This window comes from Sporosalibacterium faouarense, from assembly GCF_016765695.1.
GTDB lineage: Bacteria > Bacillota > Clostridia > Tissierellales > VENL01 > Sporosalibacterium > Sporosalibacterium faouarense.
The window spans coordinates 13913-37902 of the sequence record NZ_JAETGO010000091.1 but is presented as its reverse complement, the minus strand read 5'-3'; the positions used below and the strand labels follow the sequence as shown (position 1 = coordinate 37902).

Below are 23990 nucleotides of genomic sequence, written 5' to 3'. Positions count from 1 at the left end.
TTCAATACTTGGACCGGTTGCGTCTATTCTAAACTCTATGCTTGCTTCATTCCTATTTTCATATAGGGCTTCAGCCACTACACTGAGCTCATAATTTCCATCCTCATTCAATGTATCACCTAGGCTATATCCTATAATTTCACTACCATCTTTTAGTAATTCAACATCTACAATCTCACCCTTATTAATAGCCACATCTGGTGAAATTTCTTTATATATTGACCCGTTTACTACATTAACAAAAGTGATTTCTGGTTTTACAAGCTTAACTTTGAAATCTTCAACTAGAGTTTTATTTAACAAGTTAGCTTCAATTTTGTAGTTACCAGGTTGTTGATTATCAGATAGATTATAAGTATCACTAAATCTACCTTCACTATCAGTTATCAAATCATATGCTGCCATTTTCTCATCGTTGCATAAAACTTTAATTGTAACTGATATATCTGATTGAGGAATACCTTGCTTATATGCTATTCCAGAAATATTAACCATATCACCTTGATAATATATGTCCTTATCTGTTGTCATATTAGATGTTTGTAATGCCTCACTAACCCTAAAGCTAATATTCTTAGTGATATTAACAGATGTTATTTCAATATTATAATTTCCTAGCTTAACATCTCTACTAATATTATATATTGTTGAAAATAATCCTTGTGAATTTGTTTTTAACTGTTTAGTAAATACTTGTGTATGTGTATCTGTATTCTTTACCTTCACTATAACATCAGCATTAGAGTAACCAGCATTATTATTGGATATCTTACCAGAAATAATCACTTGATCTTCTGGATTATAATTAGTCTGTGGTATACTGGCCTCTAAAGAATATTCAGTTGTTGGCTCTGACTCCTCTATAACTGTTACGGATATTGAGTCTGATAAATTACCCTTTTGAGCAGTTATAGTAGCTGTACCGGCAGATATTCCTTCCATTAGTCCTGATGAATTAATATCCACAATCCCTTCATTAGATGAATTCCATGTTACACCTTCTAGTTCAGTAGAAGGTACTGATGATCCATCGTTCATTATACCTTTAACCGATAACTGACTTTGCTCTCCGACTTCTAGTTGAATATCAGTAGAGTCAATAGTTATACTTTGCAATACAGGCATTTCTTTTTCAAGAACTTCAAAGTCTTCAGAAATTGTTTGCCCAACTGCATTAATCTCTACAGTATAAGTGCCTTTTTCTTGATTAGTCTTTAGATTATACTGAGATTTATATTGGCCATTGCTATCAGTTTGGGTTTGATCCGTAAATACTTTAGTACCATTGTAAAGTATCTTCACTATAACATCAGTATAGCTCTGAATTTCGCCTTCTAGATAAACAAAACCATTTATTTTTACAATTTCTTCTGGATAATATCTTGTTTGATTTAAGCTTAGTGATGTCTCTTTATTGCTTTCACTCACTGTAAAGTCTAATGTTTTACTTATTCCCACTGAGTTCACTGTCACTACATAGTCTCCTAGTTCTACATCATTATTTAGAGTAAATGACTTTGAATAATCACCATTTTCATCCGTCTGCGTCTGATAAGTAAATAGCTTAATATTATTAGATTTTCCTTCAACTACTATAGTTACATCTGTATTTGAATAAGCTACATCATCTTTAGTAACATTACCAGTAACAATAAGATTGTCTCCTTGGCTATAACTGGCTTTATCTATTGTTGCATTCATATTAAATGAATTTGACTGACCAAAGGTTGGTGTAGATAACCCTATCAATAAGCAAAAAATTAATATAGTAGAGATAACCCTTCCTTTCAATTTATCCCCTCCTGTACTCATAGTTAAAACCCAATTTTTATCTTTTAAGATGTGACACTAAATTATTCATTCATCTTGTCCATATATCATTAAGTTAAAAAGGGGAAATCCCCTCTTTAACTTAACTTTAAATTAACTATTCAATTACAAATGTAGTTGAATCAGGACTAGATAGTGATTTAGTATCTTCCCATCCATTCCATACATATACATCTACGTTATATTGTCCAGACTTGCTTAAACCAAATCCTGAACTTAAGTTAATTATTTGACCATCTCTTAATCCAGCCATTTTAGCTGTAGAAATGTTCACAACGTATCCCCATTCATCAGTAACTTGGATAACTAGCATTGGACTTGCATCGTCTGGGCCAAGATTTTCCATAGCTGCTTCTACTGCTATATATCCACCTTGGTTTATAACATTAATTTCATTAATCTTAACTGGATAGTTATATACATTAAAGGTTTCTTCATCTTTAACGGTAAACTCATCCTTAGTTGCACTTACCTCTACTGTATATTCTCCATTAAGCTTTTTAAACTGATCAGGTGCCCAGCTTTCACTGAAATTAGCTCCTATAGCTGTAAATGTATCAACAACCGAACCATTTGGATCAACTATATTTACTGTCCAATTAACCTCTTGGTTAGCTGTTGCAGTTATAACTACTGGTCTATCACTGCTTACATACTCAGTTCTATCTAAGTCAATACTGGTAATTTCAATTGGTGCCTCACCATCTACTTCTTTTCTAAATACACTAAACTCTTTAACTGTTACATTGCCTGCTCCATCTTCCGCTTCAATAGTTATGATATTTTCACCATACTCTAATGCTACCTCTTCATTTAGCTCATAGCTAGCAGGATCCAATGCATCAAAATATGACCAATCTTCAGAGATATTAGTTATCATACTGCCATTAACACTTACCTTAAGATCTGGTAAATTATCAGTGATATTAGCTCCTAATGTTATTGATTCAACATTACTCTCTACTACAGTTTCTGTAGGTTCTTGCGTCATATCTATAACTGGAGCATTTGTATCAACAAATATTTTACGCTCAAAATTAATTTCATTATTAACTACGTCTACAGCTGTGAAATCAATCTTATGCATTCCATCTTCAAAGCTTAAAGTAGTTTCAAAATCAAAGTTTCCTGTTGCTGGATTATAAGTAACAGGTATGCTTTGTCCGTTGATTTCAAACTCATTTATTGCAGTTGCATCAACGATTGATCCTTTGATAAGTATGTCACTTACTGTATAGATTCCAAAGGCTTCAGGACTATCAGCCATTATATATGGAATAGTTGAATCTCCAACTATAATAGGCTGAGGATATACAGTTTGGTTTCCTGCATAGTCTTCAGTTACAAGTGTAAATGCATATGGTCTTGCTTCAAGTCCACCAAGGTCAAAGATTCCATCTTCTGACTCTAATACAATCTCACTACCCTCAACTAGATAGAATGCGCTAATGCCTGCACCCTCATCTGAAGCTGTTACTGCCAATGTATCTGCTCCATTTGTATAGTCTACAGTATCTATCACAGGGTCTACAGTATCTACGATAATTGGAAATTCTACTGATTGCCATTCAGCATTAGGATAATCTGCTTTTGTTAGTACTTCATAGTAATACTGACCATCTTCTACAACTTTATTATTTACTTTAGCATCCCATAGATACTGAGGCTTATAATTATATGTTGTTCCATTTCCACCATCATAGTAATTCTTTCTAACATCATTTTCTTTATAAACTGTCCTTAAAGGATTTCCTTCTTCATCTAAAATTCTCACTTCTACTTCTTTAGCATTTCTCAAGAATGAAAGTACCGAGTTAGCACTATCAAACCATCCATCACCATCTGGTGAAATAGCTATCTTACTCTCATCATAGGTTCCATCTAGTTTCTGTCCTAAGAAGTAACCCTCTCCATCAACCATACAAGTAATCTCATAGAATGATATATCATTTTCATAGATTGAAGTATCTATAATTGGTACTTCATCCCATTCACCATAGAATCCTAAATAAGGTATGCTTAGCTCAGGATTAGATCCATCATTCATATCAACTAATCTTACGAAACCTTCAACAAAAGTTCCATTAGGATATATCATAGATAATGGATAATTATAGTTCCAATCTACTGCATTAGATAAATCTATTTCCACATCAAAGTCTACTGATTGTCCAGCAGGCACTTCAACATAATCATATACATTATCTACAACTGTTCCATCATCTAATCTAAATGAAATTGGGAATTCTCCAGAATAGAACCCATTTGGACCATCTTCTGCAAGAGTACTAACATCATATATTCCTGATGTCTCTAATAAGTTATAGTCTCCACTTCTTAAATCGGTTCCAACAGTACCATATACTGCATATGAAACTGTCTCATTACTAAAGTTTTTTACGGTAAGAGTAAATTCTGTATCATCATCTATTTCTTTAAGATTTACCTTACTTAAATCTGTTGATTTATCAACAACATATGCTGGAGTAAATGTAGCAGCATATAAGTTCATAACTCCTGCACCTTGTCTTCTAGGTGAAGTATAATTATATTCACTTAATCCAAAATATTCATTATTGGCACCATGATCTCCTAATGGTTCTGCAGTACTCATAAGAATATTTTTGGCCATATTTACTTTATCCTCATGTACTAAACTAGGAAATTTATCCTCTACCATTTGTAATACAAGGGCTGCACCACCGGCAACATGAGGAGCTGCCATAGACGTCCCACTCATAATTCCATATTCATCATTGTTTAGTGTAGAATAGATTTGTCCTCCTGGAGCTGTAATTTCAGGTTTAAAATCTAAATTTGCTGGAGTTCCCCATGATGTGAATGTTGACATTTTCCCTTTATTTGGATTTAATACTGTTTTACTCTCTCCATTAAATTCAACTGTATTTTCTCCACTTGGGATTAATTGTAGTAATATTTCACCATCAGAGTTAGCAATAAACATTGCAGGTATATTTCCATCTTCTGGATATTGCATGTTTATAAGCTCTTCTCCACCACCATCAGGTCTTTCCTCTAAAGTCTGATTAAATACGATAACTGCAACTGCTCCTCTATTCTGTGCATTCATAATTTTTTCTGTGAATGCATATTCGCCTCTCTTTATTAGTGCTACTTTACCTTCTAAGTCAATTCCTTCAAAGTCTTCAGCAGTTCCACCTAGTCCGCAATATACGTACTCCTGTGGCCCTCTTAATAACCCTACAGGATTAGGACCAGATAAAGTATATCCAGCTAGCTCGTCATCACCATACTCAAAGGCCTTAGCTATCACATTTGTATTTTCAATAGAAGCTACCTGTAATGATTCTGAAGTACTTCCTGGCGTACCAACAACACCTATATCAGGATTTTTAATTAATGGATTATCCCATCCATCTCCAATATGATTAGAGTTACCTGCTGATATAGCGCAGAAAACACCATTTTCAACGGCTCTTGTTACTGCCATTTGTTCTGGATCATTAGGTAAAACAAATCCACTAGTTGACCCTAAACTCATATTTATAACATCTGCACCAATGACTATAGAGTCATCTATTGCTTTAATTATAACGTCACCAAAGGTTGATGGCATACCTGGATCATTACCAAATACCTTCATTGCAAGTAATTGTACCTCTGGAGCAACTCCCTTAATTCCACCATTATCTTCATCGCCATTGGCACCAACTGTTCCAGCAACATGCATACCGTGCATAGAAGCATCTGGTCCAAGATCTAAAATAGTGTCGTTATTATCCATATAGTTGTATCCATAAGGCACCTTGTCAGTGTACCATTTTCCTGGCAATCCTTCTGTACTGATTAATGATTCTACAACCTGCTTATTTAGTGTAGCACGATTTAAGTTAGACAGTACCATATCTCTATGATTATAATCAATACCAGTGTCTAGTATTGCTACCACCATTCCTGCTCCAGTATATCCAGATTCTTGCCAAGCCTTTACTGCTTTGACTATTTCCTTACTACTGGACATATCAGGTTCAGGTCTATCATATTCATTTGCTACTGTTACGCTCTTAACATTAGGTAATTTTTCAATTCTTTTAGCTTCAGAATATGTAGTAGTGGCACTAAATCCATTTACTACATTAACAAACTGATTGTGATACTCTATATTTATGCTTTCACTTTTGATTTGATTTTTAAGCTCTTTTTGGGCTTGGATAAGATTCTTCGTAATACTTTCCACTTTACTGGAGCTTAATTGATTTACTTTTACTCCCTCTTCGGTAGCATATTGAATAACTGGCTCTTCTTTTAACTCTACAATAATTCTAAGTTGATCATTTTCCTTTAGACTATTTACCCTTGAATCTAAAGAAAGCTTTTCTCCGGTTGGTTTTTTAACTTCCTTAGTGGTCTTAGTTCCTAGTACTTCCTTGTCTGGTGTAGCCATTACTGTTGATATTGTTCCAAACATCAACACTAAAACAAGGAAACAAGACATTAATTTTCTCATTTTCAATTTACACTCTCCTCCTTTTTATAAAAAATATTAAAGGCCCAGGCTCTATACTTTCCCCTAAGGTCACCTCCTTTCAAATAAATAATCATTTTGGTTCCTTAAAATATATAGAATTACCTTGGAATCCTTTGCCAGTAAAATTATTATAATATTACTAATTATTGCCTGATATAACTCTTTTTTTAGAGAAGAGTTCTGTTATGTAAATCTTTATTTTTCTATAATCTATTAATATGTAGGACTTGTCTAAAAAATTACTACAAATCAAAAAATTAAAAAACCTTACTTAATAGATTAGTATTTAAAGCTATCTTTGATTATAAATTTAATACTTGACAAAATTAGAACCTCAAATTAATATATAGATATACGATGCATATATTTAGGAGGTGTTACATTGAAGATTAATAAGGAGCTTATAAAAGGTAGTACGACAATGCTAGTCCTTAGTCTATTAATCAATGAAGACATGTACGGATATCAAATGATTAAAGAATTAAAAGAGAGGTCTGATGATACTTTTTCTTTAAAGGAAGGTACCCTCTATCCAATCTTGCATTCCCTTGATAGTAAAGGATTAATTAATTCATATTGGGAAAAAACTGATTCAGCTAGAAAAAGAAAATATTATACTATTACAGAAAATGGGAAAGAGTTTCTGGTAGAAAAACAAAAAGAATGGAACACTTATAGTAGTGCCGTAAAAAAGGTTCTAGGAGGTGAGTGTATTGATTAATCATACTTCAGATTTCTTAAAAAAGGTATGCAATCAAATTAAATATAAAAAAATACATAATGACATAAAGACTGAGCTTCTAGGACATATAGATGAAATTAAAGCTGAGTATATGAATAATGGTATGTCAGATTCCGAAGCAGAAAAAAAAGCAATTAAACAAATGGGAAGTCCAGATGACATAGGAAAAGAACTTAATAAAACCCATAAACCTAAAATAGAATGGTCTATCGTCTTGTTGATTGGATTAATGTCCGCAATAAGTGGAGGAGTTCTATATTTCTTATCAAAAGATATTGCTTATCAGTCCTCGACTAATATATCCATTAGTCATTATTTCACATACTTATTAATTGGAATCATTGGAGGGGCAATATTTTATTTCTTTGACTATACTAAACTTGAGAAATATTCTTTACACCTTTTTATTATTACTAATATCTTTCTGTTTTTATCTAATTGGTTTCCAACTATAAATGGTAATCCATATATTACTATTGGTTCTTTTATAATCAATCCAATAACTATATCTATTCCAATATTGCTAATATCCTTTTCTGGATTATTGATTAAATGGGGAAATGAAAATCTAAAAAATATGCTAAAGCTGATAGGATTATCAATTGTAAGTATATTTATGTGCCTTACTAATTCATCATTGGCAAATCCCATATTACTAGGGACTGGATTTTTAGTTATGTTCACAGTTAGCATTATGAATAAAAATTTTCAAGGAAATAGAGTTAAATCACTCTTGCTTATATATGGCATTAATATTGGTGGAGGATTGATTGCATTAGTCTTTACCTTTATTAGTTACTCCTATAGATATCAAAGAATACTTAGTTTCTTTCAGCCAAGTTCAGACCCCAATGGATCAGGTTATTTATATCTAACTATCAAGAAACTTCTATCTGGAGCCAAATTATTAGGTGAAGGAGCAGGATTACATTTTGCTACTGAAAATTCTGGATTTGGCTTGACACTTCCTTTATCAAATTCTGAGTTTATTTTCACTTATATAGTGTCTGCCTTTGGATGGATTGCAGGCATTGGGTTGATTCTAATTATAATGTTAACTATTTTACGTATGACACTTACAATAGGAAAAATCAATACAATATATGGTAAGTACATTTCTAGCTCTATTGTGACATTATTCACATTACAAATAATATCCAATATTCTTATGAACCTTGGTCTCTTCCCTATTATTGGCATATCATTACCTATTATTTCATATGGTGGCACCAATTTTATCGTAAGTATGGCTCTAGTGGGATTAATGCTAGGGATATATCGTAGAAAAGATTTGGTACTAAGTAATAATCTATATGAATAATATATATAGTGTAAAGAATTAGACTTTATATTGATAAAATGATTATAATCAACAGACCAATAGCCTATTGATTATAATCTAATCTCAGTATATAATTGAATTATGTTTTTACATAATATAACAAGGGGGGCTAAAACATGACAAAAAGGTTTAAACTAATCAAAGTAGTAATGGTTTTTACAGTAATATCAATGTTATTGATAGGGTGTAATGCTAGTGAAATGAAAGTGTTTAATGCACTCATCAAGCAAAATAATATGACATCCTATGAAAGTGATACAAGTATAAAAGTAAATGTTAATGTAACAGGTTTATCTGAAGAAAAACAAATGGAAATTCAAGAGCTTTTATATATGATTAACAATTCAGATATTACATTACATCAACAAATGGAAAGTAATGAGGAGCAGACTAAAGTTAAGTCTCAGACAAATATAGGAATGAATTTTGCCGGTATAGTTATGGATATGAACTTGTGGGTTGATAGTGATCTATCAGGAGATGAATTATCTATGAAAGAGATTTTTCAACTTCCCCCTCTAATGATGATGTCCATGCCAGAGTCATATAGAAATAAGGAATATATGGTACTTGATCTTTCAGATATATATCAAAATATGGGTCAAGAAGAAGTAGCAATAAATAGTGAGATTCTAAAAGAAACCACTGAATTAAGTAAAGAATTTCAATTAATAGCAGAAGCTTTTTTTAAGGAATATGCTAAAGATTTCAACTTTAAAAAGAATATAATTTCATATAAGGGCAAAGAGACAATAGATGGAAAAACTGCAATGGTTTATCAGTTGAAACTTGATGATGAAACTTTTAAAGAGTTTTTAAGATATGCTACACACAGGTTAATAGAAAGTGATTCAACGGAAGATTTAGTAAGAGAATACTTTAGTATCATTACTAAATTTACAGAAGATATGAATACTGAAAATGAAGTGGAAAAAGAAGAGATGACTCAATCGCTAAATGAAATGCTGGAAGTTTTTTCAGAGGATTCCAGAGAAGAGGTATTGAATGATATCGATACTTTCTTTGATACGATAGATAATTTCAATATTCTTGGTGAAGAAGGATTACTCATTGATTTTAAATTAGATAAAAAAGGTAATATCTTAAACACAAATGGAAAGATACACTTTAGTATTAATCAAAATGACTTTAATAATATTAACATCCAACAGTATAATACTAAGAGGGAGCCAGGCTTTCCTCAGGATACACCTCAGACTAAAGACACTCCTTCTTCGGTAGAAAATATGATTATCGATATTAAATTAGAATTTAACCAAGATATATACAATATTAACGAAGAGATTAATATTGAAATACCTGAATTAACAGAAGAAAATTCTGTTAATTATATGGATATGTTTAAAATAGAGCAAGAGATGATGAATACCCAAGAAGAAGTGTATAACACTGATTCTAATTTTGACTTTTAAAGAATAATCTTATATATACTTATAACGACTCAGTACTTATAAGTTCTATTAAGATAATTTAAATTTTTTCATACTATGAGTGTAAACGTGTAAAGCCATAATTAGTCAATTTTGATTAGTTATGGCTTTATTTAATACTCTGCTAAGAATAAAAGATGGATATGATCCCATAAGATCATATCCATCTTTTCCTATATTCAAAATACTAATAACCCTCTAAAGTTAAGCATTTATAATACTTCTATATCTATTCCCACTCAATAGTTGCAGGTGGCTTGGAAGTAATGTCATAAACTACTCTATTTACTCCATCAACATTATTAACTATTTTAGTTGAAATTTTTTCAAGTACATCAAATGGTATTCTAGCCCAATCAGAAGTCATTCCATCAGAGCTAGTTACTGCTCTTAAAGCAATAGTATGGGTATAAGTTCTTTCATCTCCCATAACCCCAACACTTCTTATATTAGGTAAGGCAGCGAAATATTGCCAGATTTCATTTTGTAATCCAGCTTTTCTGATTTCCTCTCTAAATATCCAATCTGCTTCCCTTACTATTTCTAATTTTTCCTCAGTTATTTCTCCTAAAACCCTTATAGCTAATCCTGGTCCTGGGAAAGGTTGTCTATCGACAATTTCAGCTGGAATATTTAGTTTTCTACCAACTTCTCTAACCTCATCTTTGAAAAGCTGACGTAGTGGTTCTATAAGTTCGAAATCAACATCTTCTGGCAATCCACCAACATTGTGATGACTTTTAATAACTGATGCTTTATCTGTTCCACTTTCTATTACATCTGGATATATAGTTCCCTGTATTAAATAATCAACATCTCCAAATTTAGCCTTCAATTTAGCCTTTTCTTCCTCAAATACTCTAATAAATTCTTCACCAATTATCTTTCTCTTCGCCTCTGGATCAGTTACGCCTTTAAGCTTTCCTAAGAATCTATCTTTAGCATCAACTCTAATTAAATTCATATCAAATTTTTCTTTAAAGACTTCTTCTACCTGATCACCTTCATCTTTTCTAAGCAAGCCATGGTCCACGAAAACACAAACTAAATTTTTCCCTATGGCTTTATGAACCATAACTGCTGCTACAGATGAATCTACTCCTCCTGATAGAGCACATAGGGCTTTCTTTTCGCCTATTTCCGATTGTATCTTTTTAATAGTTTCTTCTGCAAAATCTCCCATATCCCAGCTAGGTATAATATCGCATACTTCACGTACAAAGTTGTTAATCATATCTTTACCCATTTCAGTATGTTCAACTTCAGGGTGGAATTGCACAGCATAAAGTTTCTTATCTTGATTTTTCATGGCTGCAACTGGACATGACTCTGTGGTAGCAGTTACCTTAAAACCCTCTGGAGGTGTTTCTATGAAATCTGTGTGACTCATCCAACAAAGGATATCATTATTTATATCTTTAAATATCCCTTCTTTGTCAGCTATCTGTAATTCAACCTTACCATATTCTCTAGCCTTTGCTCTATTTACTTTTCCACCATAATTTTGAGCCATCAATTGACCACCATAGCAGATTCCCAATATAGGAATATCAAGTTCAAATATTTCTTTTTCACATTGAGGTGCATTTTCTACATATACACTAGAAGGTCCCCCTGAAAATATTATCCCTTTAGGATTTTTATCTTTAATTCTTTCTATTGAGCAATCATGGGGTACTATTTCACAATATATATTTGCTTCCCTAACTCTTCTTGCTATTAATTGACTATATTGTCCACCGAAATCTAGTATTAAAATCATATTATTCTTCATATTCTACCTCCAAATTTAGTCTCTGCTGTAGTTTGGTGCTTCCTTAGTTATATGAATATCATGGGGATGACTTTCTATAAGTCCCGCACTTGTTATTCTCATAAATTGTCCATTTTTTCTTAAATCTTCAATTGTAGCAGCTCCACAATAGCCCATTCCAGACTTTAAGCCTCCAACTAATTGATAAATCGTATCCTTTAATGGTCCTCTGTATGCGACTCTACCCTCTACTCCTTCTGGTACAAATTTTTTGCTATCTTCTTGGAAATATCTGTCCTTACTTCCTGCTGCCATCGCTGACATGGATCCCATTCCTCTATATACCTTAAATCTTCTTCCTTGATATAATTCTAGCTCCCCAGGACTTTCTTCTGTGCCTGCAAATAGAGATCCTAGCATAACTACCTTAGCTCCTGCAGCTATTGCCTTTACAACATCTCCAGAGTATTTAATACCGCCATCTGCAATAACTGGTATTCCGTATTTTTCTGCTGCATTAGCGCAATTGTTTACTGCAGTTATTTGAGGTACTCCTACACCTGCAACAACTCTAGTGGTACAAATAGATCCTGGTCCTATACCTACTTTAACTGCATCTGCTCCTGCCTCTATTAAATCTATAGTTGCATCTGCGGTTGCCACATTCCCTGCAATAATTTCAATCCCTGGGAATTTTGTCTTAATTTCTTTTACAGTTTCAATAACTCCCTTAGAATGTCCATGTGCTGTATCTATAACTATAATATCCACTTTAGCATTGACCAAAGCATGAACTCTCTCTAACACATCTCCTGTCACTCCAACAGCTGCTCCTACTATTAACCTTCCATTAGAATCCTTTGCAGAATTAGGATGTTTAATAGCTTTTTCAATATCTTTAATAGTTATTAATCCTATTAGCGTTCCTTCTTCATCAGTTAATGGTAACTTCTCTATTTTATGTTCTTTCATAATAACCAATGCTTCATCCATAGATATATCATGGCTAGCAGTTATAAGATTATTCTTAGTCATTACATCATTAATCTTCTTACTAGTATCCGTTTCAAACCTTATATCTCGATTTGTAATTATCCCAACAAGCTTCTTATTATCATTAGTTATTGGTACCCCAGATATATGATATCTTTCCATAAGCTCTAAAGCATCTGAAACAATATGTTCAGGTGATAAAAAGAATGGATCTGTTATAACACCGTGTTCGGATCTCTTAACCTTATCTACTTCCATGGCCTGAGCTTCAATTGACATATTTTTATGAATAATTCCAATTCCACCTTCTCTAGCCATAGCAATTGCCATCTTAGCTTCAGTAACTGTATCCATTCCTGCACTCATTATTGGTGTATTAAGCTGTATTTTTTTTGTTAAATTAGTTTTGATACTAACATTTTTAGGAAGTACTTCCGACTTAGCTGGAACTAATAATACATCATCAAAAGTTAGACCTTCTCCAAGAAATTTTTCCATTTTATAGCCTCCTCGCATAATAATAGAATTAATAACTGAATATAAACTTATAAATAAAAACACACAGATTCCTAGAGTGGAATCTGTGTGTATAAATATCGCAATTTAAATCAAAAACACACTAATAAAGCCAATAAAAAATCCCACTCATAGTCAGACAATTTATGGTCGTCTGGTAGAGACTCTCCAGCCATATTCTGGAGGATATATGAGTAACTTCATCATTTTAATTTTTTATAGACTAACAAAAGTTCATAGAAATGTCAACATATATTACGATTATTTATTATAAAAAATTGTTTTGCTCCATTTTAAAAGAAAATTAATATCGAAGTTTTAAACAAAATTAAAAGCATTTAAAGTAGCAAATTATAATTGTCTCTAATTAAACGATTTAGCTACCTCCGTATATACTTTATTAATCGGTATATTGTTTTCTTCAGCTATTTTTTTACAATCTTCATACTCAGGAGCAGATTTTAAAACTTTGCCATTTCTAATTGCTTGTTTTACGGTAATAATACCATATTTAGTCTTCACCTTAATAAACTGTCTTTCAAGCTTCTCTCTATCAACCTTATATTTTCTTATTCCTAATGTCGAAGTTTCTGCGAATAATATATTCTCAAAGCTTTCTGTATCATTATCTTCACAGAGAATACTTATTTTAATTCCCGGCCTATTTTTTTTCATAATAATATTAGTAAGGTACACATCCAAAGCACCTTCTTCAAACAGCTTAGGTATAACATAAGAATATACCTCTGGATTCATATCATCTATATTAGTTTCAAGAATTAATAGGCTCTCATTACTTTTTTTTTACCCAAATTTACTCTAAGAACATTCGTAATTTCTAAATCCTTCTTTCCTAATCCATAACCTATTTTATCAATAGTCATCTGTGGAGTCTGGATAAATTCTTTTGCTAAGGCTTTTATTATAGCTGCACCAGTAGGTGTTACAAGTTCACTCCTTATACCTGTGGAATATACTGGTACCCCCTTTAATATGTCTAATGTAGCTGGTGCTGGCACTGGTATTCTACCGTGGGCACAATTAACAAATCCTGTTCCTATATGTAATGGAGATGCATAAATCTCATCAACATTAAGCATATCAATACAAATTGCAGCTCCAATGATATCAACAATAGAGTCAACAGCTCCAACTTCATGAAAGTGAACTTCATCTATTGGTTTATTATGTATTTTAGCCTCGGCAGTAGCGACGTATTTGAATATTTTCTTACTTAATTCTTTAACATTCTTATTTAATTCACTATCATCAATGATGTGTTCTATATCATGTAAATTTCTATGTACATGATCATGACCATGGCTATGACTATGGGAATGTTCGTTATTATTATCGTGACTGTGAGTATGCTCATGCTGATGTTCATGGGAATGATCATGACTATGGTCATTTTCATGTTCATGAGAATGATTAGAGTCATGAGAATGACCATGATGAGAATGTTTGTGATCATGATTATGATTATGTCCTTCCTCACTTTCCAGGATTACATTAAAATCTGTTCCTGTTATACCGTTCTTTTGTGCCTTTTTAATCTCTATTCTATAGCCATCAACATTTATTTTCTTTAATTCTTCCAAAAATTTATCTTTGTCTACTCCAAGGTCAAGTAATGAAGCAATGGTCATATCTCCACTAATACCTGATAAGCAATCAAAATACAAAATCGTTTTTTTCATCTTTTCTCCTCCTACATTCTTGGTTTTAAGGATAGTCCTTTTTTAGTCAAAAGCTTATGTAAATAAAATATTAGGAGAATCAAGGTTAATACCCACCATACACTCATTGATTTTAAATAAATAGATTCTCCTAAAAACCTATATTCATCCGATAACAAGGTTATATAATTGCCTTTATAATACCATGTATCTTTATACTTCTCAATGTTTGCAATGGTTTCTCCTCCTAATACTTCAAAGGTATTGCTAGTTGTCGGATATATTTTTATTACAAGTTGTGATAAAGAGTCTCCAACTAATAATACTTTTGCAGTAAAAAGTTTAATAATAGTAAGAATACCATAACAAAACAGTACAAATTTATTCATTTTAAATCCCCCAAATTCATAAAGCTTATTTTTACATTTTTCTTATGTTACTCTAATCTTATTTATTATAATTTTACCTATAAACTTGCTTTTTCAATCTGTCTATTTATTGTACTTGCTAAATACCCTGCTCCAAATCCATTATCTATATTCACTACTCCAACACCACTAGCGCAGCTATTAAGCATTGCCAACAGTGCAGCTAGACCGCCAAAATTTGCTCCATACCCCACACTTGTAGGAACTGCTATGACAGGCTTATCCACTAATCCACCCACAACACTTGCCAATGCACCTTCCATTCCTGCAGCTACTATAATAACACTCGCCTCATCAAGCTTACTTTTGTGGGATAAAAGTCTATGTATTCCTGCTACTCCTACATCGTAAAGTCTTTCTACAGTATTTCCTAACATTTCAGCTGTAATTGCTGCTTCTTCGGCTACAGCCATATCTGAAGTTCCTCCCGTGGCAACTAATATTTTGTTCTTAGTTTTTTCAGGTTCTTGCTTTTTTACTACAACAATTCTTGCTATCTCATAATATTTTACGTCATCACATACTTCTTTAATTGCCTCGTATACCTTTCTATCAGCCCTAGTTGCAAGTATGTTGTTATTTCTCAATAACATTTTTTCCACTATTCCTTGAATATGTTCTATAGCCTTACCTTCACAGTAAATTACTTCAGGATATCCATTTCTAATTCCTCTATGATGATCAATCTTTGCATAGCCTAGATCTTCAAAAGGCAAATCCTTTAATTTACCCATGGCATTTTCAACATTAATATTTCCATTCTTTACATCTTCTAGTATCCTTTGAATGTCTTTTTCTTTCAAAATTCTCCCCCCCAACTATAAGGTTTTTTTATGAATTTATTTCGTTATTTAATATTGGACTATTCATGCTACCAGTTTTATATCCGCTTAACTCCATTGTTACATATGTAAAGCCAATCTCTTTAAATATATATGAAACCTCATCCATCAATTCCTCATCGAAAAAATTGATCCTTTCCTCTGGTGCAATTTCTATTCTAGCTATATCTCCATGATACCTAACTCTAAATTGTTTGAATCCTTTTTCTAATAAATACTCTTCTGCCTTTTCCACAAGTCTAAGCTTTTTATCAGTTATTTTCTCACCATAAGGAATTCTTGTAACCAAACATGCAAGGGCAGGCTTATCCCATGTTGAGAGTCCCAATTCCTTAGATAAATCTCTTATATCCTGTTTTGTTAATCCTGCTTCTTTTAAAGGACTTATCACATTCAATTCATCTATTGCTTTAAGACCTGGTCTATAATCTCCTAAATCATCTACATTTGAACCATCCAGTACATTTAGAATCTCATATTTTTTTGCTACTTCTTTAATTTTAGTGAATATCATATGCTTACAAATATAGCATCTTTCTGGAGGATTATCTTCAATATCCTTGATACTGTCTTCATCAAATTCTATTATTTTATGAGTAATTCCAATAGACTGAGCTAATTCTTTTGCTTCTTCAATCTCTCTAGATGGATGCATAGGTGCTATTGCGGTAATAGCAATAGCTTTTTCTCTTAAAACTTCTTTACATACCTCTATTAATAGAGTGCTATCCACTCCACCTGAGAAAGCAACGGCTACACTATCTAATTCTCTTATTATTTTTTTTAATTTTAAATATTTTTCATTTAAATCCATTAATTTACACTCCTCCAAAACTCAAATGTAAGTATATTATAGCACAAAAATGCTCTGTTAACATTTTTGTAGTTGATAGGAATTTTTGCTCATTATAGCTATATTATTGTTTACAGTTTCATTATTTACATGCTATATATATTTATTATAGTAACATACTAAGTTTATAGCAGATATCTAAATTTAATGGCTTTTAAAATAATTTCATTGCCAATATTTAAAAAAAGATATCAAGGTGAACAATATTGACTATATTGATTTTTAAATAATGGAGGTAAGATCATGGATAACTTACAGGAAAAAAAGAGCTTAGATACAAAAATGCTAGCTATAATGGAAGAACAACTAGATCAAGAGGCCATTCTATTCAAAAAGTACTTAAATGCAGCGGAAAAAGTATATGATGCAGAAATTAAGAGTATTTTTTTACAAGCAAGTAAAGATCATAAACATAATTATGAAAGCTTGTTAACTTACTTAAAGTCATAATTTAAGGGAGGACTTATATGTTTTCAGGTAAGACATTAACTGAAAAGGAACTTGTATTAGACCTTATGGCATCAGAGGAACATCTAACTTCTTCATATAATAATGGAGTAATTGATTCTTCTTGCCCCGTTCTTAGAGAGGTTTTATCTGGATGTCTGTTAAAAGCTCACAATATTCAGTATTCCCTGTTTGATTTATCCGAAAGGAAAGGCTGGAATAAAGTTCACTTGGCTAATAATAGAGAGGTTGTAGGTATTGTAGAAAAATATTCAAATTTTATTTAATTGAGGAAATTTCATAATAAATTCTTCTCTATTATGTCATATCTATTAAAAAACTTCCCAGGGGTTTTACTCACCCTTGGGAAGTTTTCTATACTATATCAAACTCTTTACTTACTTTTTATTCTTCTTACATCATTCCTGGCATTCCGCCTGGCATACCACCTGGCATTCCGCCTGGAGCTCCATCTTCCTCTTCTTCATCTGCAACTACACTTTCAGTAGTTAATACCATTGCAGCCACTGAAGCAGCATTTTGAAGAGCAGATCTTGTAACCTTAGTAGGATCAACAATTCCTACTTTAATCATATCAACGTACTGCTCAGTTAATGCATCGAAACCTATTCCCTTTTCTTTTCCTTTTACTCTTTCAACTATAACTGATCCTTCTAATCCTGCGTTTGTTGCAATTTGTCTTACTGGTTCTTCTAATGCTCTTTTAATTATGTTGATACCAGTTTTAACATCTCCTGTAACGCCGTCTAATAGTTTTTCAACTGCTGGAATAGCATTTAATAATACTGTTCCACCACCTGATACTATACCTTCTTCAACAGCAGCTCTCGTAGCTGCTAAAGCATCTTCTATTCTTAGTTTTCTTTCTTTTAGCTCGGTTTCAGTAGCTGCACCTACTTTAATAACTGCAACTCCACCTGCTAGCTTAGCTAATCTTTCTTGAAGCTTTTCAGTATCAAATTCTGAAGTAGAATCTTCTATTTGAGTTCTAATTTGACTAACTCTATCTTTAATAGCAGCTTCATCTCCAGCTCCGCCAACTATAGTAGTATTTTCTTTATCTACTTTAATAGTGCTAGCTGAACCAAGCATATCTATTGTAGCCTCTTTAATATCATATCCTAACTCTTCAGAAATAACTTTTCCTCCAGTTAGAGTCGCTAAGTCTATTAACATTTCTTTTCTTCTATCTCCGAAACCAGGAGCTTTTACTGCAACGCAGTTAAATGTTCCTCTGATTTTATTTAATACTAATGTAGTTAAAGCTTCACCTTCAATATCCTCTGCAATAATTAATAGCTGCTTTCCTTGTTGAACGATTTGCTCTAATATAGGTAGTATATCTTGAATATTTGTTATCTTCTTATCAGTTATAAGAATATATGGATCTTCTAATATAGCTTCCATTTTTTCTGTATCAGTAGCCATATATGCTGATAAATAACCCCTATCAAATTGCATACCTTCTACTACTTCAAGCTCAGTTAACATTGTTTTTGACTCTTCTACAGTGATAACACCATCATTTCCTACTTTATCCATTGCTTCAGCAATTAATTTTCCTATTTCTTCATCTGCTGCTGAAATTGAAGCAACCTGTGCGATTGATTCTTTATCAGTTATTGATTTAGAATTTGCTTTTATCTCTTCAACTGCAGTTTCCACAGCTTTATGTATACCTTTCTTAAGAATCATTGGATTAGCTCCAGCTGCAACATTTTTTAATCCTTCTCTAATAATTGCTTGAGCTAGTAAAGTAGCTGTAGTAGTTCCATCTCCAGCAACATCATTAGTTTTTGTAGCAACCTCCTTAACCAATTGAGCACCCATATTTTCATAAGCATCTTTTAATTCTATTTCTCTAGCTATTGTAACACCGTCATTTGTAATTAATGGTGCACCAAATTTTTTATCTAAAACAACATTTCTTCCCTTTGGTCCTAATGTTACTTTTACTGTATCAGCTAACTTATTAATTCCTTTTTCCATTGAACGACGTGCACTTTCACCAAATTTAATTTCTTTAGCCATTATATAATCCTCCTTTTTGTATTATTAATCAGTAAGATTTTAAATTGTTTTTTATTAGTCAACTATAGCTAATATATCTATTGACTTTAATATTGTATATTCTACTCCATCTGCCTTTACATCAGTACCAGAGAATTTTGAGAAAATAACCTTATCTCCAACTTTTAATTCTCCTTTTTCTTCTACTTTAGGTCCAACTGCAACAATTTCAGCTATTTTAGGTTCTTCTTTTGCCGAATTAGGTAACACTATTCCGCTTTTTGTAGTTTCTTCTAATTCTACTTTCTTGATAACAACTCTGTCTCCTAATGGTTTAATTGTCATTTTGTACCCTCCTTATATATTTTTAGTTTATTTTTAGTTTAACTTTTAAATTTTTATTAGCACTCAACTCCGCCGAGTGCTAACACTACATTTACTATGTTACATAATAGACTATCTGTAAGCAAATTCCATTTTCATATGAAATTTGTTACTAACTTCAATTATTGCTTATTATCACCATTTTTATTCATTTCTTGCCTACTATCTTGAATTTTCACTTAATTCCTTAACTTTCCGCTTTTATCCCCTTTTACTACTAAGAAAATAGAGAAAAATTTAAAAAATTACTTGAATATTATGCATAATATTCAAGTAATTTTTCTTAAGATAAATGTAACATATCAAATATATAAGGTTTAAAAGTAAGTGTAATAATATAGTATATTAGAGGTATGAAAATAGCTGGAAGCATATTTCCTATTTTTATTTTCTTGATTTCCAGGATATTAAATGCTATTCCCATTATTAATATACCTCCTACAGAGCTCATATTTAAAATAACCTGATCAGTTAATAGCACCTTTGCATATGATGCACTTATTGTTATTATTCCTTGATATAGAAAAACTGAAATAGCTGAGAAAGCTACACCTATCCCAAAAGTAGACGCAAATATCACTGCAGATATTCCATCAATAATTGCTTTTGCAAAAAGGGTTTCATGATTCCCTGTTAAGCCACTTTCTAGTGAACCTACTATGGCCATGGCTCCTACGCAATATAAAAGAGATGTTGTTACGAATCCTTTAGAAAAACTTGAATTCTCATTTCTCATTTTACTCTGTGCCCAATTACCTAACCTCTCCAGATTTCCTTCTATATCAATCCACTCTCCAATTATACTACCTATGGCAATACTTATTATAACTAACATAATGTCTTCGGCTTTTAATGCACTTAATAGCCCTATCACTATTACAGTTAAAGATAAACCTTGCATTATTGTTTCCTTATATCTCTCTTTGAGACCTTTTTTTAAGGTGATTCCTACTACACTACCTATAATTATAGCTAATGCATTCACGACAGTTCCTAGCATTCCCCTCCCCCTTCTAATCATGGCAGACTGCAATGTCTTTATTTTTATAATTTCATTTTGAATATTTTTTTGAATATCTGTCTAGATCTATGTTTCATTTGTTATTTTTTCTTTCTGCCAATACCTAGCTCTCTAGCATAATAAAATAAGTACTGTTGTGCAAACCCTGCAATGCCCTCAAATTTATCTTGGGCAAATTTCTGTATATCTTTAAGTTTAGTATCATCATCAACATAAAAATACTCCATAACTCTTTTCACCCATACATCTATAGGAAAAGCATCATCTTTATTCATAGAAAATAACATTATACAATCAGATACCTTCGGCCCAACTCCAGAAAATAACATTAATTCTTTTCTAGCATTTTCGGTAGATAGATTCTTAATAGCATATATATCAATTTCTGATGAAGATACAATTATAGCTGCACTTTGTATGTACTTTGCCCTAAAACCTGTGCCACAAGCTTTAATATCCTCAACTGTAAGATTATCTAATTTATCTGCTGAAGGAAAGCTATAGTATTTCCTTCCTTTATATTCTTCGATAAATTCTCCATACTTCTCACTTAGCTTCTCAATTGCTCTCTTAATCATAGGAATTCTATTGTTAGCAGATATAATAAAGGATATGAGTATTTCCCAAGGATCTTGCTTTAAAACCCTTATACCGTAACCAAATTTTATAGCTTCCTTTAAAGTTTTATCCTTAGATAACTGTTCTTTTATCTTTCCATAATCTCGGTCTAGGTCAAAATAATTATACCATATTTCTTCAAAATCCTTCTTATTTATATTTGAAAAAATTATATTGTTATTTTCTTTCTTTACATTTACTACTTTACCATGGGCTACTCCTGTATAACTTCCATCCTCTTCTTCATTCCACCTAAAGCATTGACCACATTCAAACACATGCTTTGGCTCAAAATGGTCTAAATTCTCAATTATTATTTTCCCACTTTCTTCTTTTAGTTTATATTCCAAGTTTTTTCCCTCCTCAAATAATGTTCATCCTCTAAATATATTTACTGAATAGTGCCTAATATAAATATTACCCAGTTATAGGTTTTTTACAAATATTTATAGGTATATATTTCAATATTATTATAATATAAAATTGTATTTTTCTAAATCAATTGTGTCTATACTCTAATTTATAGCTTTAGTATAGTTTATTTTGGATAATATTATATTGAAGAATATAGAAAATTTATTTAGTAGCTCAGAGTTGAGGTTTAGTTTATTTTAGAATAGTAAAGTTAATATGTTAAAATATTGCCATAAAGAAAATAAAGTATGTAATATTACTGCAAAACAACTTCTTTATAATAGACTTAGTTAGGAGATGAGTTTATGTTTAATATTTTGGTAGTGGAAGACGACACTAATACACAAAAATTAATCTGTACTGTCCTAAGACGGGGAGGCTACAATGCCTTCGCTGCAAAAGATGGCCTTGATGCTTTAAGTATGATGGAAAAACAGTATTTTGATTTGATTATCTTAGATTTAATGATGCCAAAGATGGACGGATATCAGCTTTGTAAAGAATTACGAGATGTTGGAGAAAATATTCCTATATTGATGATTACAGCACAACAGGAAATTGAAAATAAGCATAGAGGCTTTCTTGTAGGTACAGATGATTACATGATAAAGCCATTTGATGAACAGGAAATGCTTTTTCGTATAAAGGCATTACTCCGTCGAGCTCAAATTGTGAATGAACACAAATTAACAGTGGGTAATACTATTTTGGATTATAATACTTTCACCGTCACCTATAATGAAAAAACAATTGCCCTTCCTCAAAAAGAATTCTATTTATTATTTAAATTGATGAGCTATCCAAATGTAATTTTCACTCGAATACAGCTAATGGATGAAATATGGGGACTAGATACAGAAACTGATGATCATACTCTAAATGTCCACATAGGAAGGTTACGAGAAAAATTTAAGAATAATCCTGATTTTGACATTGTTACTGTGCGGGGCCTAGGATATAAGGTGGTGAAGCATATATGAAAAAGAGAATGAATCTTGCTGTTTCATTGGTTGTATTTGTATTTTTTATTATGATCTTATCAGTTGCTATTGTAGGATTATGTACATATTTACTAGACTTTATTTTTGACATCAGCTTTTTAGAAAATGGTTTTTTAGCTTTTTTTGCAATGTTGCTAATAAGCGTATCTATTGGTACCTCTATCACTGCTCTTTTAAGCCGATGGATGGTTAAACCTGTCCACAATCTTATTAAGGCCAGTGAAAATGTGGCTAAAGGCGATTTTTCAGTTACTGTTAAGGGAAGCAATATTCCAGAGCTAGAGAGTCTTGCCTCAAGCTTTAATAAAATGGTACGTGAGCTTGCTGGAATTGAAATGCTACGCATTAATTTTATTAATAATTTTTCACATGAATTCAAAACACCTATTGTTTCTATTAAAGGTTTCGCAAAGCTTTTAAAAGAAGAAGATTTGGGACGTGAAGAGGCCCAAGAATATCTAGATATAATCATTGAAGAATCTCAAAGATTAGTTAATCTTTCTACAAATGTACTTAATTTGTCAAAGGTTGAGAACACAGAGATCATCAGTGAGAAAGAAAATTATGCTCTAGATGAGCAAATTCGTAGGGCTATACTTATATTAGAACCCAAATGGAGTGCTAAAAACCTTTCATTGGATGTAGACTTAGAGAGCATAAACATTTATAACAATTCATCTCTGCTCCAGCAGGTCTGGGTAAATCTATTGGATAACGCTATTAAATTCACAGATAATGGTGGAAAATTACAAATCAGTTTAAGAATTATTAATTCTTCCATAAGATTTTGTTTACAGGATAATGGACAAGGAATGGATAAAGAGACGAGAAAAAATATATTTAATAAATTTTATCAAGGGGATACTTCCCACGCAATTATTGGAAATGGTCTTGGACTGACATTAGTTAAAAAAATTGTTGATCTCTGCAATGGGCATATAGAAGTTGAAAGCCATTTAGAAAAAGGCAGTACCTTCACTGTTTCCTTACCTTTAGGGATGAAAATGGATAGTTAACACCATTTTTAGACCCTTTTTTACTTATTACTATATATAAAGTCCTCAAAAATGCCCTTATTACCCTATTTTTTTAATATTTATTTAATGAGCCAAAAGTTGAGTTTCAGTTGATATTA

At 32.0% G+C, this 23990-nt stretch carries 20 protein-coding genes and 1 riboswitch; of the genes, 7 read left to right on the top strand and 13 right to left on the bottom strand.

All coding sequences use genetic code 11. The features are described 5' to 3' along the window. Together JMO20_RS17790 and JMO20_RS17785 are read right to left on the bottom strand one after the other, a co-directional pair. On the bottom strand, positions 1 to 1791 hold a 1791-nt coding region (locus JMO20_RS17790), incomplete at its 3' end, for an Ig-like domain-containing protein (RefSeq protein WP_202711066.1). Between the two features lie 136 nt (positions 1792 to 1927). After that, the gene (locus JMO20_RS17785) at positions 1928 to 6319 is read right to left on the bottom strand and encodes a S8 family serine peptidase (protein ID WP_243414859.1); all 4392 of its coding nucleotides are present in this window, start codon (positions 6317 to 6319) and stop codon (positions 1928 to 1930) included. 403 nt (positions 6320 to 6722) lie between these two features. On the opposite strand from JMO20_RS17785, the gene JMO20_RS17780 reads away from it, so the two are divergent. The 3 genes from JMO20_RS17780 to JMO20_RS17770 all read left to right on the top strand — a co-directional run bounded on the left by JMO20_RS17780 (position 6723) and on the right by JMO20_RS17770 (position 9857). Next, on the top strand, positions 6723 to 7061 hold the full coding sequence (locus tag JMO20_RS17780) for a PadR family transcriptional regulator (protein WP_202711064.1): 339 nt from the start codon (positions 6723 to 6725) through the stop codon (positions 7059 to 7061). Further along, entirely contained in the window at positions 7054 to 8403 is a 1350-nt protein-coding gene (locus JMO20_RS17775) for an FtsW/RodA/SpoVE family cell cycle protein (RefSeq protein ID WP_202711063.1), read from the top strand. The genes JMO20_RS17780 and JMO20_RS17775 overlap by 8 nt, the downstream gene beginning before the upstream one ends. Positions 8404 to 8540: 137 nt before the next feature. Beyond that, positions 8541 to 9857, top strand: coding sequence for a hypothetical protein (locus JMO20_RS17770; protein ID WP_202711062.1), 1317 nt, complete (start codon positions 8541 to 8543; stop codon positions 9855 to 9857). Positions 9858 to 10104: 247 nt separating this feature from the next. On the opposite strand, the gene guaA is transcribed toward JMO20_RS17770, so the two are convergent. The 7 genes from guaA to larE all read right to left on the bottom strand — a co-directional run bounded on the left by guaA (position 10105) and on the right by larE (position 16900). Then, positions 10105 to 11649: a glutamine-hydrolyzing GMP synthase gene (gene guaA / locus JMO20_RS17765; protein WP_202711061.1), complete on the bottom strand. Its 1545-nt coding sequence runs from the start codon at positions 11647 to 11649 to the stop codon at positions 10105 to 10107. 15 nt (positions 11650 to 11664) lie between these two features. Further along, complete coding sequence (gene guaB, locus JMO20_RS17760) at positions 11665 to 13119, bottom strand: IMP dehydrogenase (protein WP_202711060.1); 1455 nt, start codon at positions 13117 to 13119, stop codon at positions 11665 to 11667. A gap of 130 nt (positions 13120 to 13249) precedes the next feature. After that, positions 13250 to 13351, bottom strand: a riboswitch (purine riboswitch). Between the two features lie 149 nt (positions 13352 to 13500). After that, positions 13501 to 13893 (bottom strand): nickel pincer cofactor biosynthesis protein LarC2, encoded by a 393-nt coding sequence (gene larC2, locus JMO20_RS20830; RefSeq protein WP_279380177.1) that lies wholly within the window; start codon positions 13891 to 13893, stop codon positions 13501 to 13503. Positions 13894 to 13916: 23 nt separating this feature from the next. Next, positions 13917 to 14837, bottom strand: coding sequence for a nickel pincer cofactor biosynthesis protein LarC (larC, locus tag JMO20_RS17755; RefSeq protein WP_279380176.1), 921 nt, complete (start codon positions 14835 to 14837; stop codon positions 13917 to 13919). A gap of 11 nt (positions 14838 to 14848) precedes the next feature. Further along, on the bottom strand, positions 14849 to 15205 hold the full coding sequence (locus JMO20_RS17750; protein ID WP_202711059.1) for a hypothetical protein: 357 nt from the start codon (positions 15203 to 15205) through the stop codon (positions 14849 to 14851). Between the two features lie 77 nt (positions 15206 to 15282). Then, complete coding sequence (larB, locus tag JMO20_RS17745; protein ID WP_202711058.1) at positions 15283 to 16047, bottom strand: nickel pincer cofactor biosynthesis protein LarB; 765 nt, start codon at positions 16045 to 16047, stop codon at positions 15283 to 15285. Positions 16048 to 16075: 28 nt separating this feature from the next. After that, positions 16076 to 16900, bottom strand: coding sequence for an ATP-dependent sacrificial sulfur transferase LarE (gene larE, locus JMO20_RS17740; RefSeq protein WP_202711057.1), 825 nt, complete (start codon positions 16898 to 16900; stop codon positions 16076 to 16078). A gap of 282 nt (positions 16901 to 17182) precedes the next feature. Between larE and JMO20_RS17735 the strand changes: the two genes are divergently transcribed. Together JMO20_RS17735 and JMO20_RS17730 are read left to right on the top strand one after the other, a co-directional pair. Continuing rightward, positions 17183 to 17389: a hypothetical protein gene (locus JMO20_RS17735; protein WP_202711056.1), complete on the top strand. Its 207-nt coding sequence runs from the start codon at positions 17183 to 17185 to the stop codon at positions 17387 to 17389. 17 nt (positions 17390 to 17406) lie between these two features. Next, positions 17407 to 17673 carry a spore coat protein gene (locus JMO20_RS17730; protein ID WP_202711055.1) on the top strand — a complete coding sequence of 89 codons (267 nt, stop codon included), beginning with the start codon at positions 17407 to 17409 and terminating at the stop codon, positions 17671 to 17673. A gap of 127 nt (positions 17674 to 17800) precedes the next feature. On the opposite strand, the gene groL is transcribed toward JMO20_RS17730, so the two are convergent. From groL to JMO20_RS17710, 4 genes are all read right to left on the bottom strand, one after another. Beyond that, complete coding sequence (groL, locus tag JMO20_RS17725) at positions 17801 to 19438, bottom strand: chaperonin GroEL (protein WP_202711054.1); 1638 nt, start codon at positions 19436 to 19438, stop codon at positions 17801 to 17803. A gap of 54 nt (positions 19439 to 19492) precedes the next feature. Next, positions 19493 to 19762, bottom strand: coding sequence for a co-chaperone GroES (locus JMO20_RS17720; protein ID WP_202711053.1), 270 nt, complete (start codon positions 19760 to 19762; stop codon positions 19493 to 19495). 322 nt (positions 19763 to 20084) lie between these two features. Then, positions 20085 to 20801, bottom strand: a complete 717-nt coding sequence (locus JMO20_RS17715) for a DUF554 domain-containing protein (protein WP_202711052.1) — start codon at positions 20799 to 20801, stop codon at positions 20085 to 20087. A 101-nt stretch (positions 20802 to 20902) separates the two neighbouring features. After that, positions 20903 to 21790 carry a DNA-3-methyladenine glycosylase family protein gene (locus JMO20_RS17710; protein ID WP_202711051.1) on the bottom strand — a complete coding sequence of 296 codons (888 nt, stop codon included), beginning with the start codon at positions 21788 to 21790 and terminating at the stop codon, positions 20903 to 20905. A gap of 369 nt (positions 21791 to 22159) precedes the next feature. Here JMO20_RS17710 and JMO20_RS17705 point away from each other — a divergent pair, with 369 nt between their 5' ends. After that, complete coding sequence (locus JMO20_RS17705; protein ID WP_202711050.1) at positions 22160 to 22834, top strand: response regulator transcription factor; 675 nt, start codon at positions 22160 to 22162, stop codon at positions 22832 to 22834. Positions 22835 to 22842: 8 nt separating this feature from the next. Continuing rightward, the gene (locus tag JMO20_RS17700; protein ID WP_243414858.1) at positions 22843 to 23871 is read left to right on the top strand and encodes a HAMP domain-containing sensor histidine kinase; all 1029 of its coding nucleotides are present in this window, start codon (positions 22843 to 22845) and stop codon (positions 23869 to 23871) included. Positions 23872 to 23990 lie beyond the last annotated feature (119 nt).